This window comes from Paenibacillus sp. FSL E2-0178 (assembly GCF_038593005.1).
Classification (GTDB): Bacteria; Bacillota; Bacilli; order Paenibacillales; family Paenibacillaceae; genus Paenibacillus_AQ; species Paenibacillus_AQ phytohabitans.
Genome location: NZ_CP151953.1, coordinates 4011921 through 4034866, shown reverse-complemented (window position 1 = coordinate 4034866; position 22946 = coordinate 4011921). Strand labels below are relative to the sequence as shown.

General features: G+C 53.4%; 20 protein-coding genes and 1 pseudogene. 15 read left to right on the top strand and 6 right to left on the bottom strand.

The features are described 5' to 3' along the window. Positions 1 to 9 precede the first annotated feature (9 nt). Complete coding sequence (locus MHI42_RS17455; protein WP_039309924.1) at positions 10 to 477, bottom strand: MarR family transcriptional regulator; 468 nt, start codon at positions 475 to 477, stop codon at positions 10 to 12. A 401-nt stretch (positions 478 to 878) separates the two neighbouring features. Here MHI42_RS17455 and MHI42_RS17450 point away from each other — a divergent pair, with 401 nt between their 5' ends. Then, complete coding sequence (locus tag MHI42_RS17450; RefSeq protein WP_340990444.1) at positions 879 to 1622, top strand: ABC transporter ATP-binding protein; 744 nt, start codon at positions 879 to 881, stop codon at positions 1620 to 1622. Further along, on the top strand, positions 1619 to 2869 hold the full coding sequence (locus tag MHI42_RS17445) for an ABC transporter permease (protein ID WP_342424592.1): 1251 nt from the start codon (positions 1619 to 1621) through the stop codon (positions 2867 to 2869). The genes MHI42_RS17450 and MHI42_RS17445 overlap by 4 nt, the downstream gene beginning before the upstream one ends. A gap of 79 nt (positions 2870 to 2948) precedes the next feature. On the opposite strand, the gene MHI42_RS17440 is transcribed toward MHI42_RS17445, so the two are convergent. After that, entirely contained in the window at positions 2949 to 4217 is a 1269-nt protein-coding gene (locus MHI42_RS17440) for an NAD(P)/FAD-dependent oxidoreductase (protein ID WP_342424591.1), read from the bottom strand. 616 nt (positions 4218 to 4833) lie between these two features. On the opposite strand from MHI42_RS17440, the gene MHI42_RS17435 reads away from it, so the two are divergent. From MHI42_RS17435 to nadE, 3 genes are all read left to right on the top strand, one after another. Beyond that, positions 4834 to 6099 (top strand): ATP-binding protein, encoded by a 1266-nt coding sequence (locus MHI42_RS17435; protein ID WP_342424590.1) that lies wholly within the window; start codon positions 4834 to 4836, stop codon positions 6097 to 6099. 176 nt (positions 6100 to 6275) lie between these two features. Beyond that, positions 6276 to 6710, top strand: a complete 435-nt coding sequence (locus MHI42_RS17430; protein ID WP_039309930.1) for a BrxA/BrxB family bacilliredoxin — start codon at positions 6276 to 6278, stop codon at positions 6708 to 6710. A gap of 125 nt (positions 6711 to 6835) precedes the next feature. After that, positions 6836 to 7645: an ammonia-dependent NAD(+) synthetase gene (nadE, locus tag MHI42_RS17425; protein WP_039309932.1), complete on the top strand. Its 810-nt coding sequence runs from the start codon at positions 6836 to 6838 to the stop codon at positions 7643 to 7645. A gap of 112 nt (positions 7646 to 7757) precedes the next feature. Here nadE and MHI42_RS17420 read toward each other — a convergent pair whose 3' ends face one another. Further along, positions 7758 to 8576: an alpha/beta fold hydrolase gene (locus tag MHI42_RS17420; RefSeq protein ID WP_336101139.1), complete on the bottom strand. Its 819-nt coding sequence runs from the start codon at positions 8574 to 8576 to the stop codon at positions 7758 to 7760. 165 nt (positions 8577 to 8741) lie between these two features. On the opposite strand from MHI42_RS17420, the gene acpS reads away from it, so the two are divergent. The 3 genes from acpS to MHI42_RS17405 all read left to right on the top strand — a co-directional run bounded on the left by acpS (position 8742) and on the right by MHI42_RS17405 (position 11625). Next, a complete protein-coding gene (gene acpS, locus MHI42_RS17415; protein WP_342424589.1) occupies positions 8742 to 9134 on the top strand; it encodes a holo-ACP synthase in 393 nt (130 codons plus the stop codon). Between the two features lie 134 nt (positions 9135 to 9268). Beyond that, on the top strand, positions 9269 to 10762 hold the full coding sequence (mutY, locus tag MHI42_RS17410) for an A/G-specific adenine glycosylase (RefSeq protein WP_342424761.1): 1494 nt from the start codon (positions 9269 to 9271) through the stop codon (positions 10760 to 10762). A gap of 377 nt (positions 10763 to 11139) precedes the next feature. After that, positions 11140 to 11625 (top strand): hypothetical protein, encoded by a 486-nt coding sequence (locus MHI42_RS17405; RefSeq protein ID WP_342424588.1) that lies wholly within the window; start codon positions 11140 to 11142, stop codon positions 11623 to 11625. 26 nt (positions 11626 to 11651) lie between these two features. On the opposite strand, the gene MHI42_RS17400 is transcribed toward MHI42_RS17405, so the two are convergent. Further along, positions 11652 to 12260 carry a superoxide dismutase gene (locus MHI42_RS17400; protein ID WP_039308673.1) on the bottom strand — a complete coding sequence of 203 codons (609 nt, stop codon included), beginning with the start codon at positions 12258 to 12260 and terminating at the stop codon, positions 11652 to 11654. Positions 12261 to 12740: 480 nt separating this feature from the next. Between MHI42_RS17400 and MHI42_RS17395 the strand changes: the two genes are divergently transcribed. From MHI42_RS17395 to folE, 5 genes and pseudogenes are all read left to right on the top strand, one after another. Then, positions 12741 to 13160: a GNAT family N-acetyltransferase gene (locus MHI42_RS17395; protein ID WP_039308670.1), complete on the top strand. Its 420-nt coding sequence runs from the start codon at positions 12741 to 12743 to the stop codon at positions 13158 to 13160. 210 nt (positions 13161 to 13370) lie between these two features. Further along, the gene (lepB, locus tag MHI42_RS17390) at positions 13371 to 13988 is read left to right on the top strand and encodes a signal peptidase I (protein ID WP_342424587.1); all 618 of its coding nucleotides are present in this window, start codon (positions 13371 to 13373) and stop codon (positions 13986 to 13988) included. Between the two features lie 38 nt (positions 13989 to 14026). Beyond that, positions 14027 to 15798 (top strand): annotated as a pseudogene (queG, locus tag MHI42_RS17385) (tRNA epoxyqueuosine(34) reductase QueG). A 105-nt stretch (positions 15799 to 15903) separates the two neighbouring features. Next, a complete protein-coding gene (locus MHI42_RS17380) occupies positions 15904 to 16155 on the top strand; it encodes a YneF family protein (RefSeq protein WP_042133331.1) in 252 nt (83 codons plus the stop codon). A gap of 54 nt (positions 16156 to 16209) precedes the next feature. Next, complete coding sequence (gene folE, locus MHI42_RS17375) at positions 16210 to 16803, top strand: GTP cyclohydrolase I FolE (protein WP_039308661.1); 594 nt, start codon at positions 16210 to 16212, stop codon at positions 16801 to 16803. A gap of 184 nt (positions 16804 to 16987) precedes the next feature. Here folE and MHI42_RS17370 read toward each other — a convergent pair whose 3' ends face one another. Both MHI42_RS17370 and MHI42_RS17365 read right to left on the bottom strand, forming a co-directional pair. Continuing rightward, positions 16988 to 18181: a Fe-Mn family superoxide dismutase gene (locus tag MHI42_RS17370; protein WP_342424586.1), complete on the bottom strand. Its 1194-nt coding sequence runs from the start codon at positions 18179 to 18181 to the stop codon at positions 16988 to 16990. A gap of 203 nt (positions 18182 to 18384) precedes the next feature. Further along, the gene (locus MHI42_RS17365; protein ID WP_042140714.1) at positions 18385 to 19380 is read right to left on the bottom strand and encodes an alpha/beta hydrolase; all 996 of its coding nucleotides are present in this window, start codon (positions 19378 to 19380) and stop codon (positions 18385 to 18387) included. A gap of 349 nt (positions 19381 to 19729) precedes the next feature. Here MHI42_RS17365 and MHI42_RS17360 point away from each other — a divergent pair, with 349 nt between their 5' ends. Further along, positions 19730 to 20479 (top strand): IclR family transcriptional regulator, encoded by a 750-nt coding sequence (locus tag MHI42_RS17360; RefSeq protein ID WP_042133334.1) that lies wholly within the window; start codon positions 19730 to 19732, stop codon positions 20477 to 20479. Positions 20480 to 20647: 168 nt separating this feature from the next. Continuing rightward, on the top strand, positions 20648 to 22864 hold the full coding sequence (locus MHI42_RS17355) for a LuxR family transcriptional regulator (RefSeq protein ID WP_281365763.1): 2217 nt from the start codon (positions 20648 to 20650) through the stop codon (positions 22862 to 22864). Positions 22865 to 22946: the final 82 nt, after the last annotated feature.

The window sequence follows — 22946 nt, the reverse complement described above, 5'->3', positions numbered from 1 at the left end:
CAACTGCGCTTATTTGCGTGGAAGCGGGGAGAGCTTCTCAGCCTGCAGGCCCATCTTCTTCAGAAGAATAATCATTTGTTCCTTTTCTTCATCGCTCAGTCCGCTGAAAGCCAGATGCAGGCGTTCCGAATACTTCGGGTACATTTCGTTCATCAGGCGTTCGCCTTCTACAGTCAACTCGGCAAAAATCACACGCCGGTCGCTCGGGCAGGGCTTGCGCTGCAGGTAGCCGCGTTCTTCCAGTTTGTCGATTACGTAAGTAACATTGCCGCTCTGCAGCAGCAGCTTGGCACCGATCTGCTGGATAGGCTGTGCCCCCTTATAATAGAGGACCTCCATAACGGCGAAGGCTGTAGGATTGAAACCTTCAATCTTGCTGCCGGTAACGGCGTGTTCGTTAATGCTCTTGAAGGACTTGGCAAAAACCCGGTACAAATGCAGTGTCAATTGAGTATCGCGTTCATAAGATTGTATCATGCTTCTCCACCTCTATTGTTAATCGTACAGGCTTCCCCGCACGGTTTGGAATACTGCTTTTCTTGATCTAGCTTTACATTACTTCAAACAAAGAATGAAGAACATGTCATTTGTCACAATAAGCACACTTTTAATTATTAAAAATCAAACAATTTTTTGATGGTGCATAGCTGCTGCGGATTTCACACGATTTTCACATGATGATCCGTACCTAAGCTGTAGCGCAGGGGTGGGAATAGCGGTATCCGGCGCGGGTTTGAGGTCTGTCCCCGGTAATTCGTATAATGGGATACAGAGACCAGGCCGCTGACGGATAGCGGTGGTGAAATTTTTTGCAGCATAGACCTGTCTATGGTGTTATGATCGCATTACTATGAACGATTGCCTAGGAGATGGAGAGTATGGACCAGATTACGAACTATTACGAAGAGCGTGAAGACGATGAGGATATCGTGCTTGATGTTGTTATTGAGGAAGCCGGTTATGAAGCCGGAGATATACGGATTTCAGGGATTTCCTTTCAGGTGCGTAAGGGCGAGCTGCTTGGATTAATCGGACCCAACGGGGCCGGCAAAAGCACTACGATCAAGACCCTGCTCGGCCTGCTGAAGCATGCCAAGGCTAAGGTGAAGCTGGGCGGCGAGAACAAGTCCTATGCCTATGTGCCGGAGCAGCCGGTATTCTACGAAGATCTGACGCTGTGGGAGCATCTCGATCTCGCGGCCGCAGCCTACGGACTAAGCTATGAAACCTTCGAGTCCACAGCGGAGAAGCTCCTGACCCAGTTTGGTATGGAAAATGTGCGCAATGATCTGCCTGCCGGCTTCTCCAAAGGCATGAAGCAGAAGATGATGCTGATGCTGGGCTTTCTGGTCCAGCCCGATGTCTATATCGTGGACGAGCCGTTCATCGGGCTTGATCCCCGGGCAACCAAGGATTTCCTGCGCCTGCTTGAGGCGGAGCGCGAACGTGGAGCCGGGGTATTGATGTCTACGCATGTTCTGGATACAGCGGAGAAAATCTGTGACAGCTTCATACTGATCTCCGGCGGCAGAATTGCTGCCGAGGGCACGCTGGAAGGTATACGCGGGGATGCAGGGCTGCCGGAGGGGTCGTTGTTTGATTGCTTCGACGAATTAACATGAGCAGGAATTCATTTGCGTTTCCTACAGCTGCTGCTCTTTTCCGGCGCCGGCTGGCTTCCCACTTCCGTGAGCAGTCTACTATTATCCGTACAGCTGTGGACTGGACCGTCCTGCTGTATATTATTATCCCGGGAGGCTTGCTTGGCGGACGCTTCTACTATGGGTACTGGAACGGGGAGATGCCGGCGTGGATCAGCTCCGTTCCCTATATGGTCGTACCTGCGCTGCTGGCCATTCTGCTGGCTACCGGAGGAATCGTATTGCTGCTGCAGGAAGGTGACTCGCTGTTTCTTAGACAGCGGCAGAACTGGATCAGCACCATTATCCTGCGGGGAATGGTCTACAGCCTTGCGGTAACCACGCTGAAGATGGCGGCGGCCGTTGCCATTCTGCTGCCGTTTCTGATCAGGGGCTTCGGAGTCAGTGCGGCAGGGGCCTACGGGCTGCTCGCGCTGACGATAACCTGCAGCTGGTCCGTTAAGCTGCTGGGCCATTTCGTTAAGGTGCAGCGGCAGGGCTTCCGCCGCTGGCTGTGGCTGATTCCGGCTGTCACCGTGCCCTGCGGTGTCTATCTGCGTCTGGCAATCCTCTGGAAGGACAGCCCCGTCCTGCTGTTCATTGCAGCTGGCGGATTCGCCGTGATGGCAGCCATAGTGTTCAGGACCCGCCTGCGGCTGCGCGGCACCTTCATGAACGATGTGCGCGAAGACTACAAGCAGCGGATGAAGATTGCGGCCATTCTGCTGCGCGGTGTACTGGATAAGCCGCGGCCTACACGGTATAAACCGTGGATCTTCCGCAAATCGCAGCCGCTGCTGGCCTCGAAGGAACCGGAGAGCCGCTTCTCGGCGGCAGCAGTCAAAGCGATGCTGCGTAATCCGGCCCACTTCAAGCTGTATTTGTCGTTTACCGGCGTGGCGCTTGTGGCCATATTTATTGTGCCGGCCGTTCTGAAGTGGCTGCTGTTTGCCATCCTGACAGCACTGATGGCATATTGGCTGTCTTCCTTCTGGCTGCTGTTCTCCGGCGATGACTATATCGGTATTCTGCCGTTCACCAAAGCGCAGAAGGCGGATGCCGGTTCCAAGGTCATGCCGATTCTATTAATGCCGTTTGCGGTCCTCAGTGCAGCCGTTGTCTGCATCCCCGTGTATGGCTGGTGGGGGCTCCTGCTCTTTATACCGGTAGGCGCTGCGGCAGCCATCTGGATCGGCCGTATATTCAGTGTCATGCGGTTTGCCAGATAACATACAATAAGCCTTCCTCCGCAACCTGGAGGAAGGCTTATTTAATTACAGGAATGAGCCCGGGAGCCGCAGCAGCTGCTTATCCGCGCGGCTGTGCGGCCGCATGTTTGCCGGCTGTGTATCCGGTCGAGAAAGCGGCCGTAATATTATAACCTCCGGTATATCCGTGAATATCCAGAATCTCGCCGCAGAAATACAGCCCCTGCGTAAGTTTCGATTCCATTGTTCTCGGATCAATCTCCTTCAGATTCACCCCTCCGCCAGTCACAAAAGCTTCTGCCAGGGAACGCGTTCCGTAGACCAGTACCGGCATCCGTTTCAGCAGGGCAGCCAGTGCCTGAAGACCGGTCCGCGGCAGGTGATGACCTGTAAGCTCACCGTCCAGTCCGCTTTTGGCCAGCAGCAGCGGAATCAGGCGCTCAGGCAGCAGGCCCTTCAGCGAATTGCGGATGGCCTTCTTGGGCTCCAGCTCCAGCTTATTCTGCAGCAGGTTCTCTGCCTCTTGCAGAGTCAGGTCGGGGAAGAGGTCGATAGACAACTCTACGGTATCTGTACCTGATTTCTTCTGAACCTGGCGCAGGAACTGGCTGCAGCGCAGGGCGATCGGGCCGGACAACCCGAAATGAGTGAAGATCATATCTCCGCGGTGGGAGATCACCTTCTTGCCCTTGGGATTCCAGACCGAAAGACTCACGTCACGCAGGGATAAGCCCTGCAGCTCACCAGATTTAATCCATTCCTCCCTTGAAAGGATCGGCACCTCTGTCGGGAACAGCTCCGTAATGGTATGTCCGGCAGCAGCGGCCCATGGATAGCCGTCACCGGTAGAGCCGGTCTGCGGCACGGATTTGCCGCCGGTAGCGATAATAACGGCCCCGGCGCTGAAGGCTTTTCCCGATTCCAGACGTACGCCCGTGGCCACACCGTTCTCATAGATAACCTCGCGCACCGGACTGTCTGTCATAATCTGTACGCCAAGACTGCGCACTTTGCCAACCAGCGCGGAGACAACACTTGCAGCCTTGTCCGATACAGGGAACATCCGACCGTTGTCCTCTTCCTTCAGGGCGATACCGAGGGCTTCGAAGAACTCAATAATATCCCGGTTATTGAAATGATCGAACGAGCTGTATAAAAAACGGCCGTTGCCCGGAATATGGGCGATCAGCTCCGCAGTTTCCTTGATATTGGTAACATTGCAGCGTCCGCCGCCTGAGATACCCAGTTTCCGGCCAAGCTTGGCACCTTTATCAATTAATAATACAGCCGCCCCGTGTCCGGCTGCCGCTACGCAGGCCATTAATCCGGACGGGCCGCCTCCGATGACAATTACATCATAGTTACTCATAACTCTGCTCCTTTACATGTTGCAGCACTCTGCTAACGGCATCATACCATTCCGGCCGGAGTGTAGCCAGACCCGGAGAGGCTTGATGTGATTATCGTTGTCAGGAGTGCGCGGTTGTGCTTTAATCTAAGGGGAAAGGGTATTTTGTCCAAATTGGGGAGTGATTGCAATTATTCATGCGGTTAAGGATATTTTATTGCAAATATCGGCTGCGTGCACCTTCCTGTTTCTGTTTCAGTGGCGGTTGGACCAGGGCCATTTCACACGCAGAAACCGCAGATTTCCGGATGACCAGACTTTTCTGATAATATGCTGTGCACTCGGGGTTACATTGTGTATGGCCTTGTCGACTACAATGTTCGGAGTAGTGTATCTGAATCTGGCTATCCTTCCGGCGTATATAGGGATCTTGTACGGGACTTTTCGTTCAGGGGCTTACCTGGCAATGTATTTCATCTTTTGCACTGTACTATTCTCGGTTCCTTCAGGATTTGATCATCTCATATTAAATTCGGGGGTACTGCTGTATCCGCTGTTGTTTGGTATGGCCAAGCCCTTCAAGAGTGCCTCTTTAATCCAAAAAGTCGGCATGCTATGGGGTACTCTGTTTCCCAGTATGCTGTTTATTGTAATTGTACCTAAGATGCAGGGACAAAGCATCTTCAACACACCCCCCACGGATGCGATTCTGGTAGGGGTGTATTTATTAACGGCTGTTATTTTGGGCGGACTGTTTATTGTATATATTGAAACGGCCTGGGACAAGCTGCAGGTCAAGGAACGGATGAAAGGTATCTCCGAGAGATTCCAGTGGGAATCGGAGAAGCTCCAGCAGATTACTAATGTGGTGCCGCTGAATATTATGTCGTTTGATGACAACGGATATGTGACGGAGCTGAATGAATACATGCTCAGCCTGATTCAGCGTCATTGCCCCCATCTGACCAGAGAGATTATATTATCCCAGCCGGCTGACCGGGTCTTCGGCCACAGCATGGATCAGGAAACCTATGAACACTTACGGGGAATCCTGCTGAACAGGCAGCGTGCCAATACCAAGATCAAGTATGATTCCATGACCTATCATATCTTCACGGCGCCGTTACAGCATGAGTCCGGTATTGCGGGCGGCCTTGTCATGATTATACAGGATCTTACGGAAGAGGAGAAAATCCGCAGCGAGCTTGATAATGTTGAACGCCTGACGCTGGTCGGGCAGATGGCGGCCGGAATTACCCATGAGATCCGCAACCCGATGGCGGTAGTGCGCGGATTCCTGCAGCTGATGCGGGAAAAGAGTCCGGAGGACCTGCATTCCTATTACCATATTGTAATGGAGGAGCTGGACCGGGCCAACAGTATCATCAATGACTTCCTGTCGCTGGCCCAGAGCCGTGTATCGGACAAGGAAATGGTGCAGCTGCATCTCATTATGGAGGAGCTTACCCCCCTGATCTGGGCGGATGCCAATCTTCGCGGACAGAGCGTTGAATTGAAGCTTAGCCCGTCTCTGCCGCTGCTGCGGCTGAACGTCAGGGAGATCAAGCAGCTGATACTCAATCTGGCCCGCAACGGAATGGAGGCAATGGAGGCCAAAGGGGTGTTGACGCTGGAAACCTGTGAGCATGAAGATACTGCTCAGCTGATCATCACAGATACGGGAAGCGGCATCCCGCAGAGCCAGCTGAAGCAATTGTTTGCCCCGTTCTTCACAACCAAAAGCCAGGGTACAGGACTTGGACTGTCGCTTTGCCTGAGTATCGCCGAGCGTCACAACGGAACCATTCATGTGGAATCCGAAGTGGGCAAAGGCACCTCGGTCATCGTTACGATCCCCTTTGAGCCCAAGGAGGAACCCGCTGAGGTGGAAGTCTATTCTTAGGGATTCAAGGCTCTAACTATGCGCTTTAGCGCTGCTGTATAACGGCTTGTAGGCAGGTTGCTTCTCTTGCTTTCACAGAGTATGTATGTATAATAAAGTTAGCAAGTAGTGCAGTAACGCGGCGACGTTATCCGGGTTCTGACAACTATTCTAAGGGTAAAGGAGAGTGCAGAGAAATGTCCATGTCTTTTAATCAATATATGAAGGATTCCATTCAGCCTATGCGCGATGATCTGACGAGTATCGGATTTCAGGAGCTGCTGACTCCGGATGAAGTTGAAGCAACTCTTCCAGCCGTTAAGGGAACTTCGCTTGTGGTTGTTAACTCCGTTTGTGGTTGTGCCGCCGGCCAATGCCGTCCAGGTGTAGCCCAGGCGCTGCAGAACGAAATTCTCCCCGATCACCTGTTCACGGTATTTGCCGGCCAGGAGAAGGAAGCTACAGCCAAGGCGCGTGAGTATTTTGCTCCGTACCCGCCATCTTCACCATCCATTGCCTTGATGAAGGACGGCGAGCTTGTTCATTTCATCGAACGTCACGGCGTTGAAGACCGTTCGGCTGCTGAAATTGCGGCTGAGCTGAAGGAAGTTTTCAATCGTCTGTGCCAATAAGCTCATTTTCTGTAAGGGATATTCCCGCATCAGCCGGAGGCTAGGCTCATGCGGGATTTTTTCTGAACATATAGGCACCTGAGTCCCATCGGACAGATCAAGTTATAAGAAAAGGGGTGTGTGAATTGGGAATGCAGGAAGAGATTATTAAAGCCCTGGGAGTCAAGCCGGTGATTGATACCGGAGCGGAAGTGCGCAAACGTGTGGATTTCCTGAAAGCATATGCGCTGCAGGCGGGTGCCAGGGGGCTGCTGATTGCTATCAGCGGAGGCGTTGATAGTGCAGTGGCTGCGGGTCTATGCAAACAGGCTACGGACGAGCTGACGGCAGAGGAAGGCAAAGAGTATATTACACTCGGTGTATTCCAGCCTTACGGCGAGCAGGAGGATATTGAGCACAGTTACGCGGTAGCCAAGGCGTTTGAGCTGACGCATACGGTGGAGACGAATATTGAAGAAGCTGTAAACGAGATCGCGCTGGAGGTAGAGCATAGCCTGAAGGCGCTGGGACAGCACCGCCACATCACCCATCAGGGCAAAGGGAATGTGAAGGCGAGAACGCGGATGGTTATGCAGTATGCACTAGCCTTCGAGAACAATCTGCTGGTGGTAGGAACAGACCATGCCTCTGAAGCCATCACCGGGTTCTATACCAAATGGGGCGATGGTGCAGTTGATATTACACCGCTGTCTTCACTGAATAAACGGCAGGTGCGGCAATTGGCTGCGGCGATTGGAGTACCGGCCGATATCGTAACCAAAGCACCGACAGCCGGCCTCTGGCCGGGCCAGACGGATGAAACCGAGCTGGGGATCACCTATGATGACAACAGTGACTATCTGGAGGGCAAAGCGGTGTCTCCCGAGGTCGCCGGGAAGCTTGAAGCCTACTACCGCAGAACGGGGCATAAACGGGATGCAATCCCTGGAATATAAGCAGTCAGAAGTATAAAAGAACCGCCGGAGAAGCTGCAGTCATTTCGCAGAATTCCCGGCGGTTCTGGCTTTCATAAGTATTAGCTGGAGAGGCGCTGCCCAACTTGTAAGCTTAGCCGGCCAGGATCTGGTTAATAAACTCCAGGGAGGCGGATATTGCCTCCTCCAGCTGCGGGGTAGCTCCTTCGAACGGGTGCACGGTACCGAAGGTGTGATTGCCGCCGGGAATCTGCACCCAGCGGATATCCGGGCGGAGCTCCGTTAATTGCTCTGATCCCCGGCGCAGCCGTTCACTGTCCTGGCTTCCCTGAATAAGAACCGCCGGGAAGCTGGCTGTTGTCATCCGTTCCAGCAGGTTGTAGCGAACGGCATGCTGTTCCAGGTCCTCCAGCAACACGGCATCCAGCGGCATTTGCTGGCCGGTCCGGCCATTAAGCACATGGGTCCGGCCGCTGCGCCTCATCTCAATCTTCTGTTCCTCCGTGAACAGGTCGAGGTCGGTAATGCCGTTCCAGGAGATCACTCCGGTGATCTCTCCCGGATGGTCCAGCGCGTACAGCAGGCTGCCTCCGCCGCCACGGCTGTGGCCCAGCAGGAATAACGGCAGGCTGCCGAATTTGTGGTGCTGGCTGAGATAAGAGAGCAGGATCTCCATATCCTTGATCTCACGGGTATAGGTATTGCGGGCGAACTTCTCAAGCTCCGTGAAATTCTGCAGATCTTCGCCGATTCCGGCATGTGAGAAGTTGAAGGTTATGACCTCATGCTCCTGGCTGAGGGCTGCCGCAGCATAAGGAAACATCCCCCAATCCTTAAACCCCTTGTAACCGTGGGCGATAACAATCAGGCTCTTAGCCTTATCCCGGGCGGGGAAATGCGAGCAGCGGAGTACAGCATCTTCTCCTGCGGGCAATTGGAAATTACGGGTCATCGGGTAAATCCCCTCTCTATATAATCTGAAACGGATTTGAAGGTTGTATTATTGATAATGTTTATGAATAATGTTATGAAGATCATACCATTATTAAAGCAGGTAAGGATAGGGCGGTTTTTTACAGTAATTGCATATTGCCTGTCCAGCTAAGGAGTGGATACAGTGATTTATGGAATCGGAAATGATGTGCTGGAAATCCGCCGGATTACGGCTCTGCTGGCAAGCGGACAAGCAACCGGATTTCTGCAGCGCATTCTTACAGAGCGTGAGCTTGAGCTGGCCGCAGGGCGGAAGGGGAAGGCAGCGGAATTCGCTGCGGGGCGGTTTGCCGCCAAGGAGGCAGTAGTGAAGGCGCTGGGCTGCGGAATCGGCGCGAAGGTGGGATTTCAGGATATAGAAATTCTGCCGGACAGCCTGGGCAAACCGGTCGTTTCACTGTCGGAGGCGGCCTGGGACCGGCTGCTTCTGCCGGGCGGCCGCCATCTCATCCATCTGGCCATTACACACAGCGGGGATCTGGCTTCAGCTTTTGCCGTAGTGGAGCAGGTAAACTAAGCTGCTGCGGAGTGCCGGATCCTGCCTGCGGCTTCGCAGAGCGGTATTTATACGGGTAAACTTTACGCAATAAGAGGACGAGCTGCTTATCGCGGAATATAGATACATTCAATATAGAAGCAAGGAGATTAATGATGACTACAAATGAGCAGCAGGACGAGCAGCAGGACGAGCAGCAGGACGAGCAGCAGGAGGCCAAGTCCTATTTCAGCCGTAATTTGCTGGAGTGGTACCATGGGCAGAAGCGGGATCTGCCGTGGCGGCGTCACCGCAATCCTTATTACATCTGGATTTCGGAGATTATGCTTCAGCAGACAAGAGTCGATACGGTCATTCCTTATTTCAACCGGTTCATTGAGCGGTTCCCTACGGTGGAGTCACTGGCCGATGCCCCGGAGGAGGATGTTCTGAAGTGCTGGGAGGGGCTTGGCTACTATTCACGCGCCCGGAATCTGCAGCATGCCGCGAAGCAGGTGAAGGAAGAGTATGGCGGGCAGGTTCCCAATGACCGCGATGCCGTATTCGGGCTTAAGGGAGTAGGACCTTATACGGCCGGAGCTATTCTCAGCATTGCCTTCAACCGGCCGGAGCCCGCTGTGGATGGTAATGTCATGCGGGTGCTGTCCCGATACTTCCTGATTGAGGATGATATCGCCAAAGGCCCCACCCGCGTCAAAATGGAGCGCCTGGCGGCAGAGCTGATTCCCGAAGGGGAAGCCTCGCACTTCAATCAGGCGCTGATGGAGCTTGGCGCGCTGATCTGCACGCCGAAATCACCGCGCTGTCTGCCGTGCCCGGTGATGGAGCACTGCTCAGCGCGCCTCGCGGGCTGCGAGACCTCGCTGCCCGTCAAGACCAAGGCCAAGCCACCGCGCCCGGAAGAGCGGCTGGCAGCCCTGATAGAGGGCCGCGGCGGGCACGCGGGTCGGGTACTCATCCGGCAGCGGCCATCCAGCGGGCTCCTGGCCCGCATGTGGGAGCTGCCGCACTGGCCGGCGCCGCCTGCGGAGGGCGGCGCTTCCGCTGCGCTGCTGCCGGAGACGGCAGCGCAGGACCGGCTGCGCCGGTCCATGCTTCAGGCCGGGATCTTCGCCCGGCCTGAAGGACACTGGATGGCTGCGGAGCATACATTCAGCCATATTGTCTGGACCCTGCAGGTGTACCGCTGCAGGGAAGAAGAGGCCCCGGCCCTGCCGCTGGCTGCGGAAGGGCGGGCCTTGTACGCCGCAGCGGCCGGGAACGGCGCTGCCAGCGCTGATGCTGCAGCCACCGGCGCAGCACCCGGGGCTACCGCCGGCCTGGCTGATCCGGGCAGCGCCTCAGCTCCCGGCCCGGCTGAACCGGCTGCCGCTGCAGACTATGCCGCCGCCAGTGCGGCTGGTGCCGGTGATCGCTCCGCCACCAGCCAAGGCATGTACAACGCCGGGCTCACCGCGTCCGTACCTGCCGATCTATTCGCGGATGGCAGCGGGCCCGTCGAGCGCTTCGCGGACGGAAGCGGAACAGCGGAGGATGCAGGCGCAGTACGCTGGATCAATCGCAGCGACATGGCGAATTACGCCTTTCCCAATGTGTTCCTCAAGCTGCTCAACGCTTATTTCGATGAGCAGGAGGGGGGCGCCGTGTAATCCGGCTCGGCTATGCAGTCTTGCTAGCTATAACCGGGAGTACCGGCAAACGTTGGTCTGGACAACTCCGCTTCTGAGGTTAAGGCGGGCGGACTGTTTGGCCAGGCCAGTTGTTGCGAACGGGTATAACCCGGAAGCTCCATTCCTTGCGTCTTCCCGGAGAACAAGTGGAGAAATAGCATTTGATTTTCTCTAATTATTCGGAATTCGTCCTCGAAGTTGAAATCAGATAAATTAGCTGCCATTTATCCACTTAGCCTGTTCTGCGCGGCCGACATCGTATAATTAAATGTGCAATCCCTCTAATTCCGCTGAAAGTGGGCGGTATAGGGAAATTAAAGGGAAAAATCCCTCTAATTCCGCCGGAAGTGGGCGGTATGAGGAAATTAAAGGGGGAAATCCCTCTAATTCCGCCGAAAGTGGGCAGTATGAGGAAATTAAAGGGAAAAATCCCTCTAATTCCACCAAAAGTGGGGGTTATGAGGAAATTAAAGGGAAAAACCCCTCTAATTCCGCCGAAAGTGGGCGATATAGGGAAATTAAAGGGAAAAATCCCTCTAATTCCACCAAAAGTGGGCGATATGGTGAAATCAAAGGGAAAAATCCCTCTAATTCCACCAAAAGTGGGCGGTATGAGGAAATTAAAGGGAAAAATCCCTCTAATTCCGCCGAAAGTGGGCGGTATGAGGAAATTAAAGGTAATTTCCGCTTATCAGCATGTACCCGAAGGGAGAGCGCATCGCACGAAGACATGTACCTGCATTCGCAGGAATGTGTCCCGCCGCTGCCTGTTCCTCCGTATCCCCAGCACAAAAAAACGGGAGCCACCCACAAGGGTGCTCCCGGTTTTTCTTATACCGTGATGCTGCGGCTTACACGCCGCAGTTCTTTATTTTGCGCTTTCGTAACGTTTGCCGACTTCTTCCCAGTTCACTACGTTCCAGAACGCCTTGATGTAGTCAGGACGTTTGTTCTGGTAGTTCAGGTAGTAAGCATGCTCCCATACATCGAGGCCGAGGATTGGAGTTGCGCCTTCGCTGACCGGGTTGTCCTGGTTAGGAGTGCTGGTCACAGCAAGCTTGCCGTCTTTCACGACGAGCCAGGCCCAGCCGCTGCCGAAGCGTGTAGTAGCTGCAGTAGCGAAGTCTTCCTTGAATTTGTCGAATCCGCCCAGTTCGCTGTCAATTGCAGCAGCCAGAGCGCCAGTTGGAGCGCCTCCGCCGTTCGGTCCGATAACTTCCCAGAACAAGGTGTGGTTGGCATGTCCGCCGCCGTTGTTGCGGACAGCAGTGCGGATAGCTTCAGGTACAGCGTTCAGGTCAGTCAGCAGCTCATCGATGCTCTTGTCTTGCAGTTCAGGTGCTTTTTCCAGTGCGGCGTTCAGGTTCGTCACATAAGTGTTATGGTGCCTGTCGTGATGAATCTCCATCGTCAAAGCGTCGATGTGTGGTTCAAGAGCGTTGTTTGGATAAGGAAGTGCCGGTAATTGAAATGCCATGGAAAAATCCCTCCTGAGTATATTAGAATTTGTATAGATAAAGAATTTTGGCGGTCTTGACGTCAAAACCCCTTATTTCCGATGTGGCTTATAGGTTATATATCCGTTGAGATACTTATTATTAAACCGTATCTGGAACAATAATGCAACATTAAACAAACATTAGTGTTTATAAAGTATTTTTTCATCCATAGCTCACTACAAATGTTAAGGGTGTGTTAAAGTTATAAAACTCCTTAAGAGAGAGTGTTTGCACTGCGATAATTTCCTTAATCAAGAAAAAATGAAACTATATTCAATGAAAACGCTTCATATCAAGCGCTTTCAAAAGAAAATTGATGATATCGCGAGAAAAGTGTGCTTTAATAGATTTAAAAGCAGGTATTCCTCGGTTTTTGATGCTTTTTTCCTCTTTACACTGTTATGGAAACTCCTTCTTTTTGTAAAATTCTAAGCCATAGAAAAGGGAGACTTTTAAGTATGCACGTTCGTTCCTTTCAATTAAGCGACGTTACTCCAGTGACTGAATTGCTGCAGACCGCATTATCGGAAGAATGTTTCGAGAGCACGATCGAGCCCTTCTCCAGGCAGCTTTCATGGGATTCAGATCTCATTGTAGTTGCAGAGGATGAAGGAGAAATCATCGGCGCACTGATTGGTACGATTGAGAAGAACCACGGCTGTTATTTCCGCATTGCCGTCCATCCTGAATACCGCCGCAGAGGAGTCGGCAAGAGTCTCGTATCGGCGATGGAACACAGATTCCAGGCACGCAAGGTCAGCGGTATTTATGTAGCCGTTGATGAGCACAATTCCTTCGCACTGCCGCTGTATGAGGCCATGGGTTATGGTGAGGACCAGATCTTCAAATCTGTACGCAAGCTGAGCATTGTCGGGTAATTATTTTTTGAAACGGTGCTGTAAGCGGAAACAATTGGTAGAGTAGAGAACTAGTGCAGCCTGTACTTTTAGAATAAGGTCACACCTGCATAGTCTGTTTCATTATACTAAAGCATATCTTCCCAGTGTCCATTGCATTGCAAATGGGCGGAAGATATGCTTTTCTATTGTTATGGACTTATAAACCCAATCGAAGCAAGTAGGTGGCCTATGAACCGTGAGCTTGAAGAAGAATTCATGCGGAGCCGCAAACAACGATACAGATCCGTTACCCATAACAAAACCAAGCGCGAATCGAGAAGAATTTGGCTTAAGGATATGCGGGAGTGGATCATCACTGCGGGGATTGTATTCGCGATAATGTCACTGCTTAATATTTTTGTGTTCAATGTGTCTACTGTGATTGGCCAATCCATGCAGCCGACCCTCTATGAAGGGGAGAAGCTGATTATTAATAAGATTGCACTGAGCTTCGGGAATCCGGGCCGGGGCGATATTGTAGTTCTGCATGACCCCAGTACAGGGCCGGACCGTAAGGAGTACCTGGTTAAGCGGATTATTGGTATCCCCGGTGATATCGTGGAAGTTCAGGACCAGCAGCTATATGTTAATGGTAAAGTAGTGGATGAGCCTTATATTGATACGGCCATTCAAGATCCGGATTTCAGTCAGCTGACTGTGGAGGACGGCACCTACTTTGTAATGGGGGATAACCGCCATGCCGGGGCCAGCAAGGACAGCCGTTATTTCGGCGCCGTTGCACAGGAGAGTATCGTGGGGAAGGCATCCCTGATCTGGTGGCCTGTAGCTAAGATGAGAGTCCTGTAAGGGATTTGTATAGACATAATAATAAAGGAGAGGCGGAAATGAATTCTAACTTCCAGTCACCTTATGCTCCGCCGCCTTCCAAGTGGGAGGATCTCAAGGCTGCAATCAAGGCTGCTGCGCCGGCGCTCGGTATTGACGATATCGGGTTCACCACCGCAGAGCCGTTTTTATATTTAAAAAATATTCTTCAGGAACATAGGGACAACGGGTACGACTCGGGCTTCGAGGAGCCGGATCTGGACAAGCGGACGGTTCCGGCGCTGCAGTCGGGAGAGCAGCCGCTCTCTATTATTGCAATCGCTGTAGCCTATCCCTCCAAAATGGAGGACCCGCCCAAGTCCGAGCCCGGAGCACGCAGAGGTATACTGGCCAGGGCATCGTGGGGGCAGGACTATCATCATGTACTCCGTGAAGCGCTGGCGAAGCTGGAGGACTTCATCCGCGAGCGTGTTCCGGATGCCGTACTGGAGAGTACGGTGGATACGGGCGCTCTTGTTGACCGGGCGGTTGCAGAGCGGGCGGGCATCGGGTTCAGCGGCAAAAACTGCGCCATTATCTCCCCCAAATGGGGATCGTGGATCTATCTTGGGGAAATGGTGACGAATATACCGCTGCCTCCGGATCAGCCGGTGCAGGAAGGCTGCGGGGACTGTACGAAATGCATCGATGCCTGCCCTACCGGCGCACTGGTCGGTCCGGGACAACTCAACGCCCAGGCTTGCATTTCCTACCTGACACAGACCAAGGGGTTCCTCAGTGAGGACTACATGACCAAGATCGGGAACCGGCTGTACGGCTGCGATACCTGCCAGATTGTCTGTCCGCATAACCGCGGCAAGAACTGGAATCACCGCCCGCAGCTGCTGCCTGATCCGGAGATCGTGAAGCCGCTGCTGATGCCGATCCTGGATCTCAGCAACCGTGAGTTCAAGGAGAAATTCGGCAGCAGCTCAGCTGCATGGCGGGGCAAAAAGCCTATCCAGCGCAATGCGGTTATCGCGCTTGGCAATTTCAAGGAAGCTTCTGCCGTACCGAAGCTGACCGATATTCTGCTGCAGGAGCCGCGGCCGGAGATGCGCGGGACTGCCGCCTGGGCCCTAAGCCGCATCGGCGGCAGTGAAGCCCTCACAGCCGTGGAACAGGCACTGCAGAAGGAAGAGGACGTTACGGTGCGCGGAATGCTAAGCCGGGCACAGGACAAGCTGCTGGGGCAGAAGGAGGCGGAAGGAGAATGAATCACCGTCTAGAGAGCAGCGAAGGGGCGGAAGCTTCGCTCTATTATAAGGAGATCGATTCAATCATTGGCCCGTTGACGCTATGCGCGACAGCTTCCGGACTATGCATGATCAAGTTCGGCACCTATGATGCGAACTCGGACACTATTGCAGGCTGGGTGAAGACGCAGCTGGGTCCCGCAGCACAGATTTATGCGGATGCCGGGAGCTTGTCCGAGACGGAGCGGCAGCTTGCAGCGTATTTCTCAGGGGAGCTGCAGAGCTTCAGTGTGCCGCTGGATATGCGCGGAACGGATTTTCAGCGCCAGGTATGGGAAGCTCTCCTCAGCGTGCCTTACGGGGAGTCCGCCTCTTATAAGGATATTGCGGTCATGATCGGCAATCCGCAGGCTGTACGTGCTGTGGGCGGGGCCAATAACCGCAACCCGGTTCCGGTCATTGTACCCTGCCACCGGATTATAGGTGCCGGAGGCGCACTTGTCGGTTATGCCGGAGGTCTGGGAATCAAGAGCCGCCTTCTGCAGCTGGAAGCGGAGCAGGCAGGGCCCGGCTTAAGCGGCACTTATCTCTTCTGAATCACGGGATTTGCCAATTGCTGTCCAGTTGTTGAAATGCTATGATAGATTCGCGTGCCTTATCAAGGGCATTGCCAGACAATAGAGTACAAAGGTGGATTACAGATGAATATTGCATTGCCTATTATTACGCTTGTTGTAGGTCTGATCGGCGGATTCTTTATCGGTGTGTATTATCTGCGCAGACAAATGACAACGATGCAGAATGATCCTGAAATGCTGCAGAAGGTTGCTAAGCAAATGGGATATAACCTGAACGGAAAGCAGATGCAGCGTGCCCAGCAGATGATGAAGAACGGCAATCAGCCGGGGCGTGCTCCTGCGGCAGCCAAAGGACAGGCCCGCAAGAAGAAATAATCAGGATAGGGAAATAGATAAGAATCAGCTGCGGGTGCGGAAGGGGGAGATTTCATGGGGAGCATCAAGGAGTACATGAACGGGAAGGTTTCTGTAAACCGTGAGCAAATCGAATATCATGTTGAGAAAATATTAGAACTGATTGGTGAAGATACCAGCCGCGAAGGCCTGCTGGAAACACCGGCTAGAGTCACGCGGATGTATGAAGAGATATTTGGCGGTTATTCGATTGATCCGCGCGAGGCGCTGGGCGTAACTTTCGACGAGTCTCATGAAGAGCTTGTCATTGTGAAGGATATTGTCTACTACAGCCAGTGCGAGCATCACATGGCTCCTTTCTTCGGCAAAGTGCATATTGGCTATGTCCCCAGCGGGCGGATTGCCGGACTGAGTAAGCTTGCCCGGCTCGTGGAAGCGGTCAGCCGCCGCCTGCAGGTGCAGGAGCGCATTACTGCCCAGATCGCCGACATCATGACCGAGGTGCTGAATCCGCACGGTGTCATGGTGGTTGTCGAAGGAGAGCATCTGTGCATGTGTGCCCGGGGTGTGAAGAAGCCCGGCAGCAAGACAGTAACCATGGCAACCCGGGGCACTTTCCGTGAGGATGCTGCTGCCCGGGCTGAGTTTCTTGCTCTGATCAAAGAATAGTACGCGGGACTAATATTCCCTGACTTGTGCAAGGCAAAGCCCGGCGGCCACTTTCGAGTGGCCGCCGGGCTTTTTTGAAAGATAAGAATTTATATGCTCCGCGCATAAATGTTCCTTATCTTTCTCGCTGAAACGGTACCGTCCTAAAAAGGACGGCAAAGCCGTTTCCACTTGGGGAAAGACCTCAAAAAGGCTGCCAGACCAGCTTGCGGGCGGCACTGTACCGCTCGGCTACGTAAGGCCAATTCACGACTTTCCACCAGTCCTGGATATAATCTGCGCGGTTGTTCTGATGCTTGAGATAATAGGCATGCTCCCATACATCCAGCGCCAGCAGCGGGACAACATCCCACTGGGACAGATTCTGATGCTTCTCAGCAGTCAGAATCTCCAGCCTGTGGCTGCGCGGGCTCCAGACCAGAATGGCCCATCCGCCGCCCTCCACTTTATTGGCCGCTTCAGTGAACTGGGCCTTGAAGGCATCGTAGCTTCCGAAGCTCCGTATAATGGCATCGAGCAGTGCTCCGGACGGCCGGCCGCCGCCCTGCGGGGACATGACGTTCCAGAAGATCGTGTGCAGATAATGGCCCGCCCCGTTAAAGGCAAGCTCCCGTTCCCAGTGTTTAACGAGATCATAATCGTTGCTCTTCCGGGCTTCCGCCAATTTAATCTCTGCTTTATTGAGTCCGTCTACATAGCTCTGGTGGTGTTTGTCGTGATGAATAATCATTGTCTTCTCGTCAATGTACGGCTCCAGCGCATTATAAGCATAAGGGAGCGGGGGCAGTGTATGACCGCCGATCGGGACCGGCCCCAATTCACGGGCTTCCCACAGAGGAGCCGTCCAGGCCGCCGTTTCCTGGGGAGGGTCTTCACTTAGGGAGACCGCAGGCACAGCAGCCGGTTCATCCTGCTCTATTGGGTTCTGCCGCATCATTCCGGCACCGGCACCATATTCCGGGGCGGTGAGGGCCGAAAGCACGGCAAGGAAATACTCCGATTCGCAGATAAAATGCTTCACTACGACCCCTGCCAGAGGGGAGGCGCTCATGGCCTGGCTAGCCTCCCCCATAGCCTTCAGCTGGCGGATGAATTCACTGGATTGGCTGCAGGCTGTATGAAGCAGCAGCTCTGTTTCGGCGGCAAGGCTTCCCGGACCGCCGAAGGCCGGAGCCTGTTGGCTACGGAGCAGGTGACACGCCGCCTGCTCCGTAGCCAGGAAGACAACCGTCCATTCCTGGAGCAGCTTGACATAAGGCTCCTCGAGGTTTGGAGTAAGCTGGATAAGAACCTCGGCGTGTTCCTTCTCCTGTTTTTTCCAGAAGGCAATTTCCCCTAGAATGTGCACTGGCAGCGGCGCACCGGATACATATTGCATAGCATGCAGTCCCCCCGTCCTGAATTTTCAACGCTTCATTATATGACCGGGAGAGTCCGCTTATGTAATGGTATTCGTTGTGGCCTAAGGCACTATGGTGAGCAAACCTCAAAAAAGCATGCGCAGAATGTATAAGGAAATACATCTGCGCATGCTTATTTAATCCAATATAGGTATAGGAACGCTGCTGTTTCTGCTTGTGGTTACTTGCTGGCCTGACTTCCGTTGTCCCCGCTGATGCGGGCCAGCTGGACATTGCCGAGAAATGCTGAGACACGGCGCAGGTACTCGCGCGGATGCTCGCGGAACAGCAGCTCATGATGACTGTCCTCCACAATCCACGAGTCGGAGTACGGGTTGGTCTGGTTCGCGGCCAGTTCTTCGGCAATCGGATACGGGGCCTTCTCGTCCATAGTACCGTGCATGAAGAGTACCGGGAACGGATAGTCCTCGGATTTCACCTTGGAATAGGGAATCTGATTCAGCCCTGTACCGTTCAGTACCGGGAACAACAGCTCCATAATCTCCAGTGAAGGCTGGCGGGGAAGATCTATATTCTGCTTGATATTGTGATAGAGTGTATCCGGCTCCAGCAGGAAGGTGCTGTCCAGAATCATCGCATCCACGTCTTTGGTTACGAGACCCGCCTGCAGCGCGGTACCAGCACCCATGGAGAAGCCCCAGACTACGATTTCGTTTGCACCCTTGTCCTTGGCATATTCGATCGCCCCAAGGAGCTGCTGGGATTCCTTTTTGCCGCCGGTAGCGATATCTTTATTGACCTTGGAGGCGAAGCCGTAATCAAACATGACTACATTGAATTTCAGGCTGTGCGCATAATGGGCCAGGTCGTACATGGGAACCCAGCTTTCCTCGCGGTTAGCACCGTAGCCATGGCTGAAGACAATGGTCTTCTTGGCTCCCTCTGAAGGAATATACCAACCCTGCATAATACGGCTGCCGTCCTTTGCGGGAAAGGTGATCTCCTCATACGCCAGCCCTTTGGCAAGATAAGGGTTAGAGTAGAGGGGCGCTACAGTAGGATTCGAGAGCACCCAGGCTATATAGCCGTGCAGGGCAATGAAGCAGAATAAAAAGAAGAAGAACACAGATAACAGCAGAGCTACGACAATATGCTTAACGCGTATCATCCGCAGTGAAATAATTGGTATGGAATTAGGCTTATCCTCGTTAGGCATACGGGAGACCGGCGAGCCGGGGTGACTTGTTGCCAGATCCATAAGGTCCCCTCCTAAAAGTTTTGTGGAACATCCGCTTCCTATGAGACTACTTCGCAGCAAAACTGCTTCGGAAGCATAAGGCTTAAGTTGGATTAGCAGAAATACTTCATATATTTAATCGTATGGTTATGCCCTTACAAAGTCAATGAATTCAGCGGTTTTGTAATGTAACTGTAAACTGAGGCCCAGTCTTTACCGTACAGTGAATATGCTGGACTTTTTTCGGACTTTTGCACTAAGATAGAATGTATCTGAAGAATAATGTAACCGGGTTTCAAGAGGTGAAACACATGAGGGGGAGAACAGGGTGGAAGACCGGAAACTGACTGTACGCGCCGTGGAACGTGCGCTGGATATATTGCTCTGCTTCACTCAGGATAATGATTATGACCTCAGTCTGACGGAGATTTCCGCCAAGATTGGCCTGCATAAAAGTACGGTGCACCGCCTGTTGACTACGCTTGAGGAGAAGGGCTTCCTGCAGCGCGATGAGGGTACGGAGAAATACCGGCTGGGGATTCGCATCTGGGAGCTGTCTACGCATTTGCCGACCCTGAATGAACCGGCGGTACTGCTGCTGCCGGCAATGGAACGGCTGCGTGACCGTCTGGGAGAGACGGTCAGCCTCTATTTGCGCGACAATCTGGAGCGCGTGCGCATCCAGGCCGTGCAGAGCCGGCAGGCAATCCGCCGGGTGGCACAGATCGGTGCAAGGCTGCCCCTCTCTGTAGGCGCATCGAGCAAGGTGCTGGCCGCTTACGCGCCGCCGGAAGTGCAGGTCCGGCTGCTGGCCGACCCGGCATGGCCGGAGGCTGTAGACCGGAGCCAGTATCTGGAGCAGCTCAAGGAAATCACCCGCTGCGGGTATGCCACCAGCTTCGAGGAACGCGAGCCGGGTGCGGCTGCAGTGGCGGTGCCTATCACCGGGCGTGCCGGGGGAGTGGTTGCAGCGCTCTCTCTTTCCGGTCCGGTCAGCCGGCTTTCACGGGAGACGCTGGAGGATTATGCAGTGATTCTGGGTGAGGCTGCGGCTGAAATGGGTCTGATGATGGGCTGAAACGGCGGCGCCCGTTATATGCCGTGATTAAGGGGTAATTTTAGTAAATAGAGGCTAACCAGGCCTGTCAGTTCCATTGTATATCTAGTTAAAATGAACTATTATTAAAAAATATTAGTTACAATTATTAAAAGATATGAAATGTAATCCAGAGCATGAGGTGATGGGATGAAAGCTGTAATACCCGATTCACTGATGGGAGAAATTCAAGAGCTCCAGGATACGTTCGGTTCTGTCACGAGTCAGGCTATTGTGCTTACGGATCAGGCAGGGAATGTTATAACCCGTCCAACGCTTTACGGAATATTCTATCAGAAAATGTTCAGTTCTTTGCAGGAGACGCAGCGCCCTTTCGAGCCGGCTTTGCTCAGACTGGGCCCCTTATCGCATCCTGCTGTATTGGAAGAATGGGTTCCCGGGCTAAAGTATGTGGTCAGTCCGCTGGTTCCCGAGTATGGACAGACTTATTATTTGTGGTCGGGCCTATACATGGAAGAAGGGACCCGGGAGCTTGTACTGCAGGCGTTTGAGGCCAAAATGAGGATTCACCCCCACTATGATGAGTTACGGACTGAACTGCTTGCCATGCCAGAGCTTAGCCGGGAGCGTATCGGCATAATCAGGGGCAAACTGGCCGTTCTAGGAAACATACTGTCTAAATTACTGGCGGGCGGTGTACTCAAACCCCTGGCGCAGAGAAGCGGCATGGTGGTTTCACAGCTGCTCTCCAATCTGGAAACAGACTTTCTGAAGATTGAGGATGTTTTGCAGCAAATGGCAGGAAGGTTCTCGGATGCCGATTTATATGCATTTGCCAAAGAGGAAGAGGCAGGCAGGTATAAGGTGAAATATTCCGCCGGCAAAGAAGCGAATCTGTTGATGAATGCCGAGTTTCAGCAGGGGGACGGGTTTCTGGGACAAGCTGTTCTCGGCAGGGAGCCCCGGCACTGGCAGGGCGTTGCCAAAGATCCGAGATCGTTATTCTTCACCCAGCGCGGAATTACGCAGCCGGAGTATTTGTCATGTTATCCGGTTCAGATTCACAGCGGCAAAAAAGCGCTGCTGCTGGCTGTGGGCTTTGGTGAAATCCGCCAGCTACAGGACCACGCCCAGCAGGACCAGATGGTTGCTTCTCTGCTTGGGCTATCCTCACGGGGGGAGAAGCTGCGGCAGCGCGAAACCCTTCGTAATGATGCTACACTGAGGCTTAAAGAGGCCGCGTGCCTGCTGCCGCAGACCACATCATCGCAGGAGCTGGGCATTCAACTGCTCGATATCATTATGGGGATGCCGTTCTATCCTTCATCTGTACTCGTGTACTTTGAGGAGGCAGCGGGAGGCAGCCATCATGCCAAGGGCTGGAGCCCGGAGGCGGCTGCCCAGTATGTCCAGGAGATCGAGGACCGTTATTCGCCGCAAGCCTTTCTCTCCTCCGCTATTATCAACGAGGATGCCGAGGAGCAGGTGCTGCTGGAATGTCCGCTGATTGCCGAGAAGGTATTCAAAGGAATTCTGGCAGTAGGCTTCAGACGCCGCAGTGAAGCAGAGGAATGGCTGACATTCGCCAGCTGCCTGGCCAGTCTGGCCAGCACGTCCATCCGGCTCATCGAGAAGGATAACAGGCTTAATAAGCAGGCGGGGGTGTTCCTCCAGCATACCCGGGATTATCTGGGGAGCACCAATCCTGAGCTGCAGCGCTTGTCGCTGGAAGCCTCTTCAATGGCGCATGAGCTTGCCCGCTACACTGGTCTGCCGGAACGGGAAGCGGAACGGTTGAGAAATGCCTGTCTGCTGGCTCCGTTCAAACTTGATTTTCTGCAGGGATACGGCTTTTATCAGGAAGAGTTAGCTCTGCTGAAGCAGGTGGATCAATTGGCATCCTTCTATTTCGAGATGGATAAGCCGTCGGTTTCCCTGCCCGCACAGCTGCTGGCACTTGTGCTTCATCATACCGGCAAACATGCGGATAGGGATCAGCTTGCGGAACCGGAGCTGGAATGGCTGGACCCTTCCCGCTACAGTATGGATGATTATATTGCCGGGGGGATTGACAGTGAGCCGCAATCAGCCCTTCAATCGTTTCTGCGCAGCCGCTCGGATGCGCAGCCAATGAGGAGAACGGTTTCGGCGGTCAAGCTGCTGAACAGCGCTGCACTGAAGACCCCTAAGGAAGAATGGGGAATCTCGCCCCGTGAAGAAGAAGTGCTTGAATTGATCATTCTGGGCAAGACGAATAAGGAAATTGCCGGTGCCTTGTTTATCAGCGAGCATACCGTTAAGAATCATCTAAGCCGTATTTTCACCAAAATGAATGTAACGGACCGTTCACAGATCATTGCTCTGGTCTATAAAAGAATACTTGACTCTGAGCGCATCGAGATCTGATCATACGCCGGGTTTAACTGCTTTGCTCCATATGGATATCCATCCCCTTTCGTCTGAAAGGGGATTTTTTGCGTTTATAGCG

Coding starts and splice junctions, on each gene's coding strand:
- MHI42_RS17455 (WP_039309924.1), bottom strand. CDS start 477: ATGATACAATCTTATGAACGCGATACTCAATTGACACTGCATTTGTAC.
- MHI42_RS17450 (WP_340990444.1), top strand. CDS start 879: ATGGACCAGATTACGAACTATTACGAAGAGCGTGAAGACGATGAGGAT.
- MHI42_RS17445 (WP_342424592.1), top strand. CDS start 1,619: ATGAGCAGGAATTCATTTGCGTTTCCTACAGCTGCTGCTCTTTTCCGG.
- MHI42_RS17440 (WP_342424591.1), bottom strand. CDS start 4,217: ATGAGTAACTATGATGTAATTGTCATCGGAGGCGGCCCGTCCGGATTA.
- MHI42_RS17435 (WP_342424590.1), top strand. CDS start 4,834: ATGCTGTTTATTGTAATTGTACCTAAGATGCAGGGACAAAGCATCTTC.
- MHI42_RS17430 (WP_039309930.1), top strand. CDS start 6,276: ATGTCCATGTCTTTTAATCAATATATGAAGGATTCCATTCAGCCTATG.
- MHI42_RS17420 (WP_336101139.1), bottom strand. CDS start 8,576: ATGACCCGTAATTTCCAATTGCCCGCAGGAGAAGATGCTGTACTCCGC.
- mutY (WP_342424761.1), top strand. CDS start 9,269: ATGACTACAAATGAGCAGCAGGACGAGCAGCAGGACGAGCAGCAGGAC.
- MHI42_RS17405 (WP_342424588.1), top strand. CDS start 11,140: ATGAGGAAATTAAAGGGGGAAATCCCTCTAATTCCGCCGAAAGTGGGC.
- MHI42_RS17400 (WP_039308673.1), bottom strand. CDS start 12,260: ATGGCATTTCAATTACCGGCACTTCCTTATCCAAACAACGCTCTTGAA.
- MHI42_RS17395 (WP_039308670.1), top strand. CDS start 12,741: ATGCACGTTCGTTCCTTTCAATTAAGCGACGTTACTCCAGTGACTGAA.
- lepB (WP_342424587.1), top strand. CDS start 13,371: ATGAACCGTGAGCTTGAAGAAGAATTCATGCGGAGCCGCAAACAACGA.
- MHI42_RS17380 (WP_042133331.1), top strand. CDS start 15,904: ATGAATATTGCATTGCCTATTATTACGCTTGTTGTAGGTCTGATCGGC.
- folE (WP_039308661.1), top strand. CDS start 16,210: ATGGGGAGCATCAAGGAGTACATGAACGGGAAGGTTTCTGTAAACCGT.
- MHI42_RS17370 (WP_342424586.1), bottom strand. CDS start 18,181: ATGCAATATGTATCCGGTGCGCCGCTGCCAGTGCACATTCTAGGGGAA.
- MHI42_RS17365 (WP_042140714.1), bottom strand. CDS start 19,380: ATGCCTAACGAGGATAAGCCTAATTCCATACCAATTATTTCACTGCGG.
- MHI42_RS17355 (WP_281365763.1), top strand. CDS start 20,648: ATGAAAGCTGTAATACCCGATTCACTGATGGGAGAAATTCAAGAGCTC.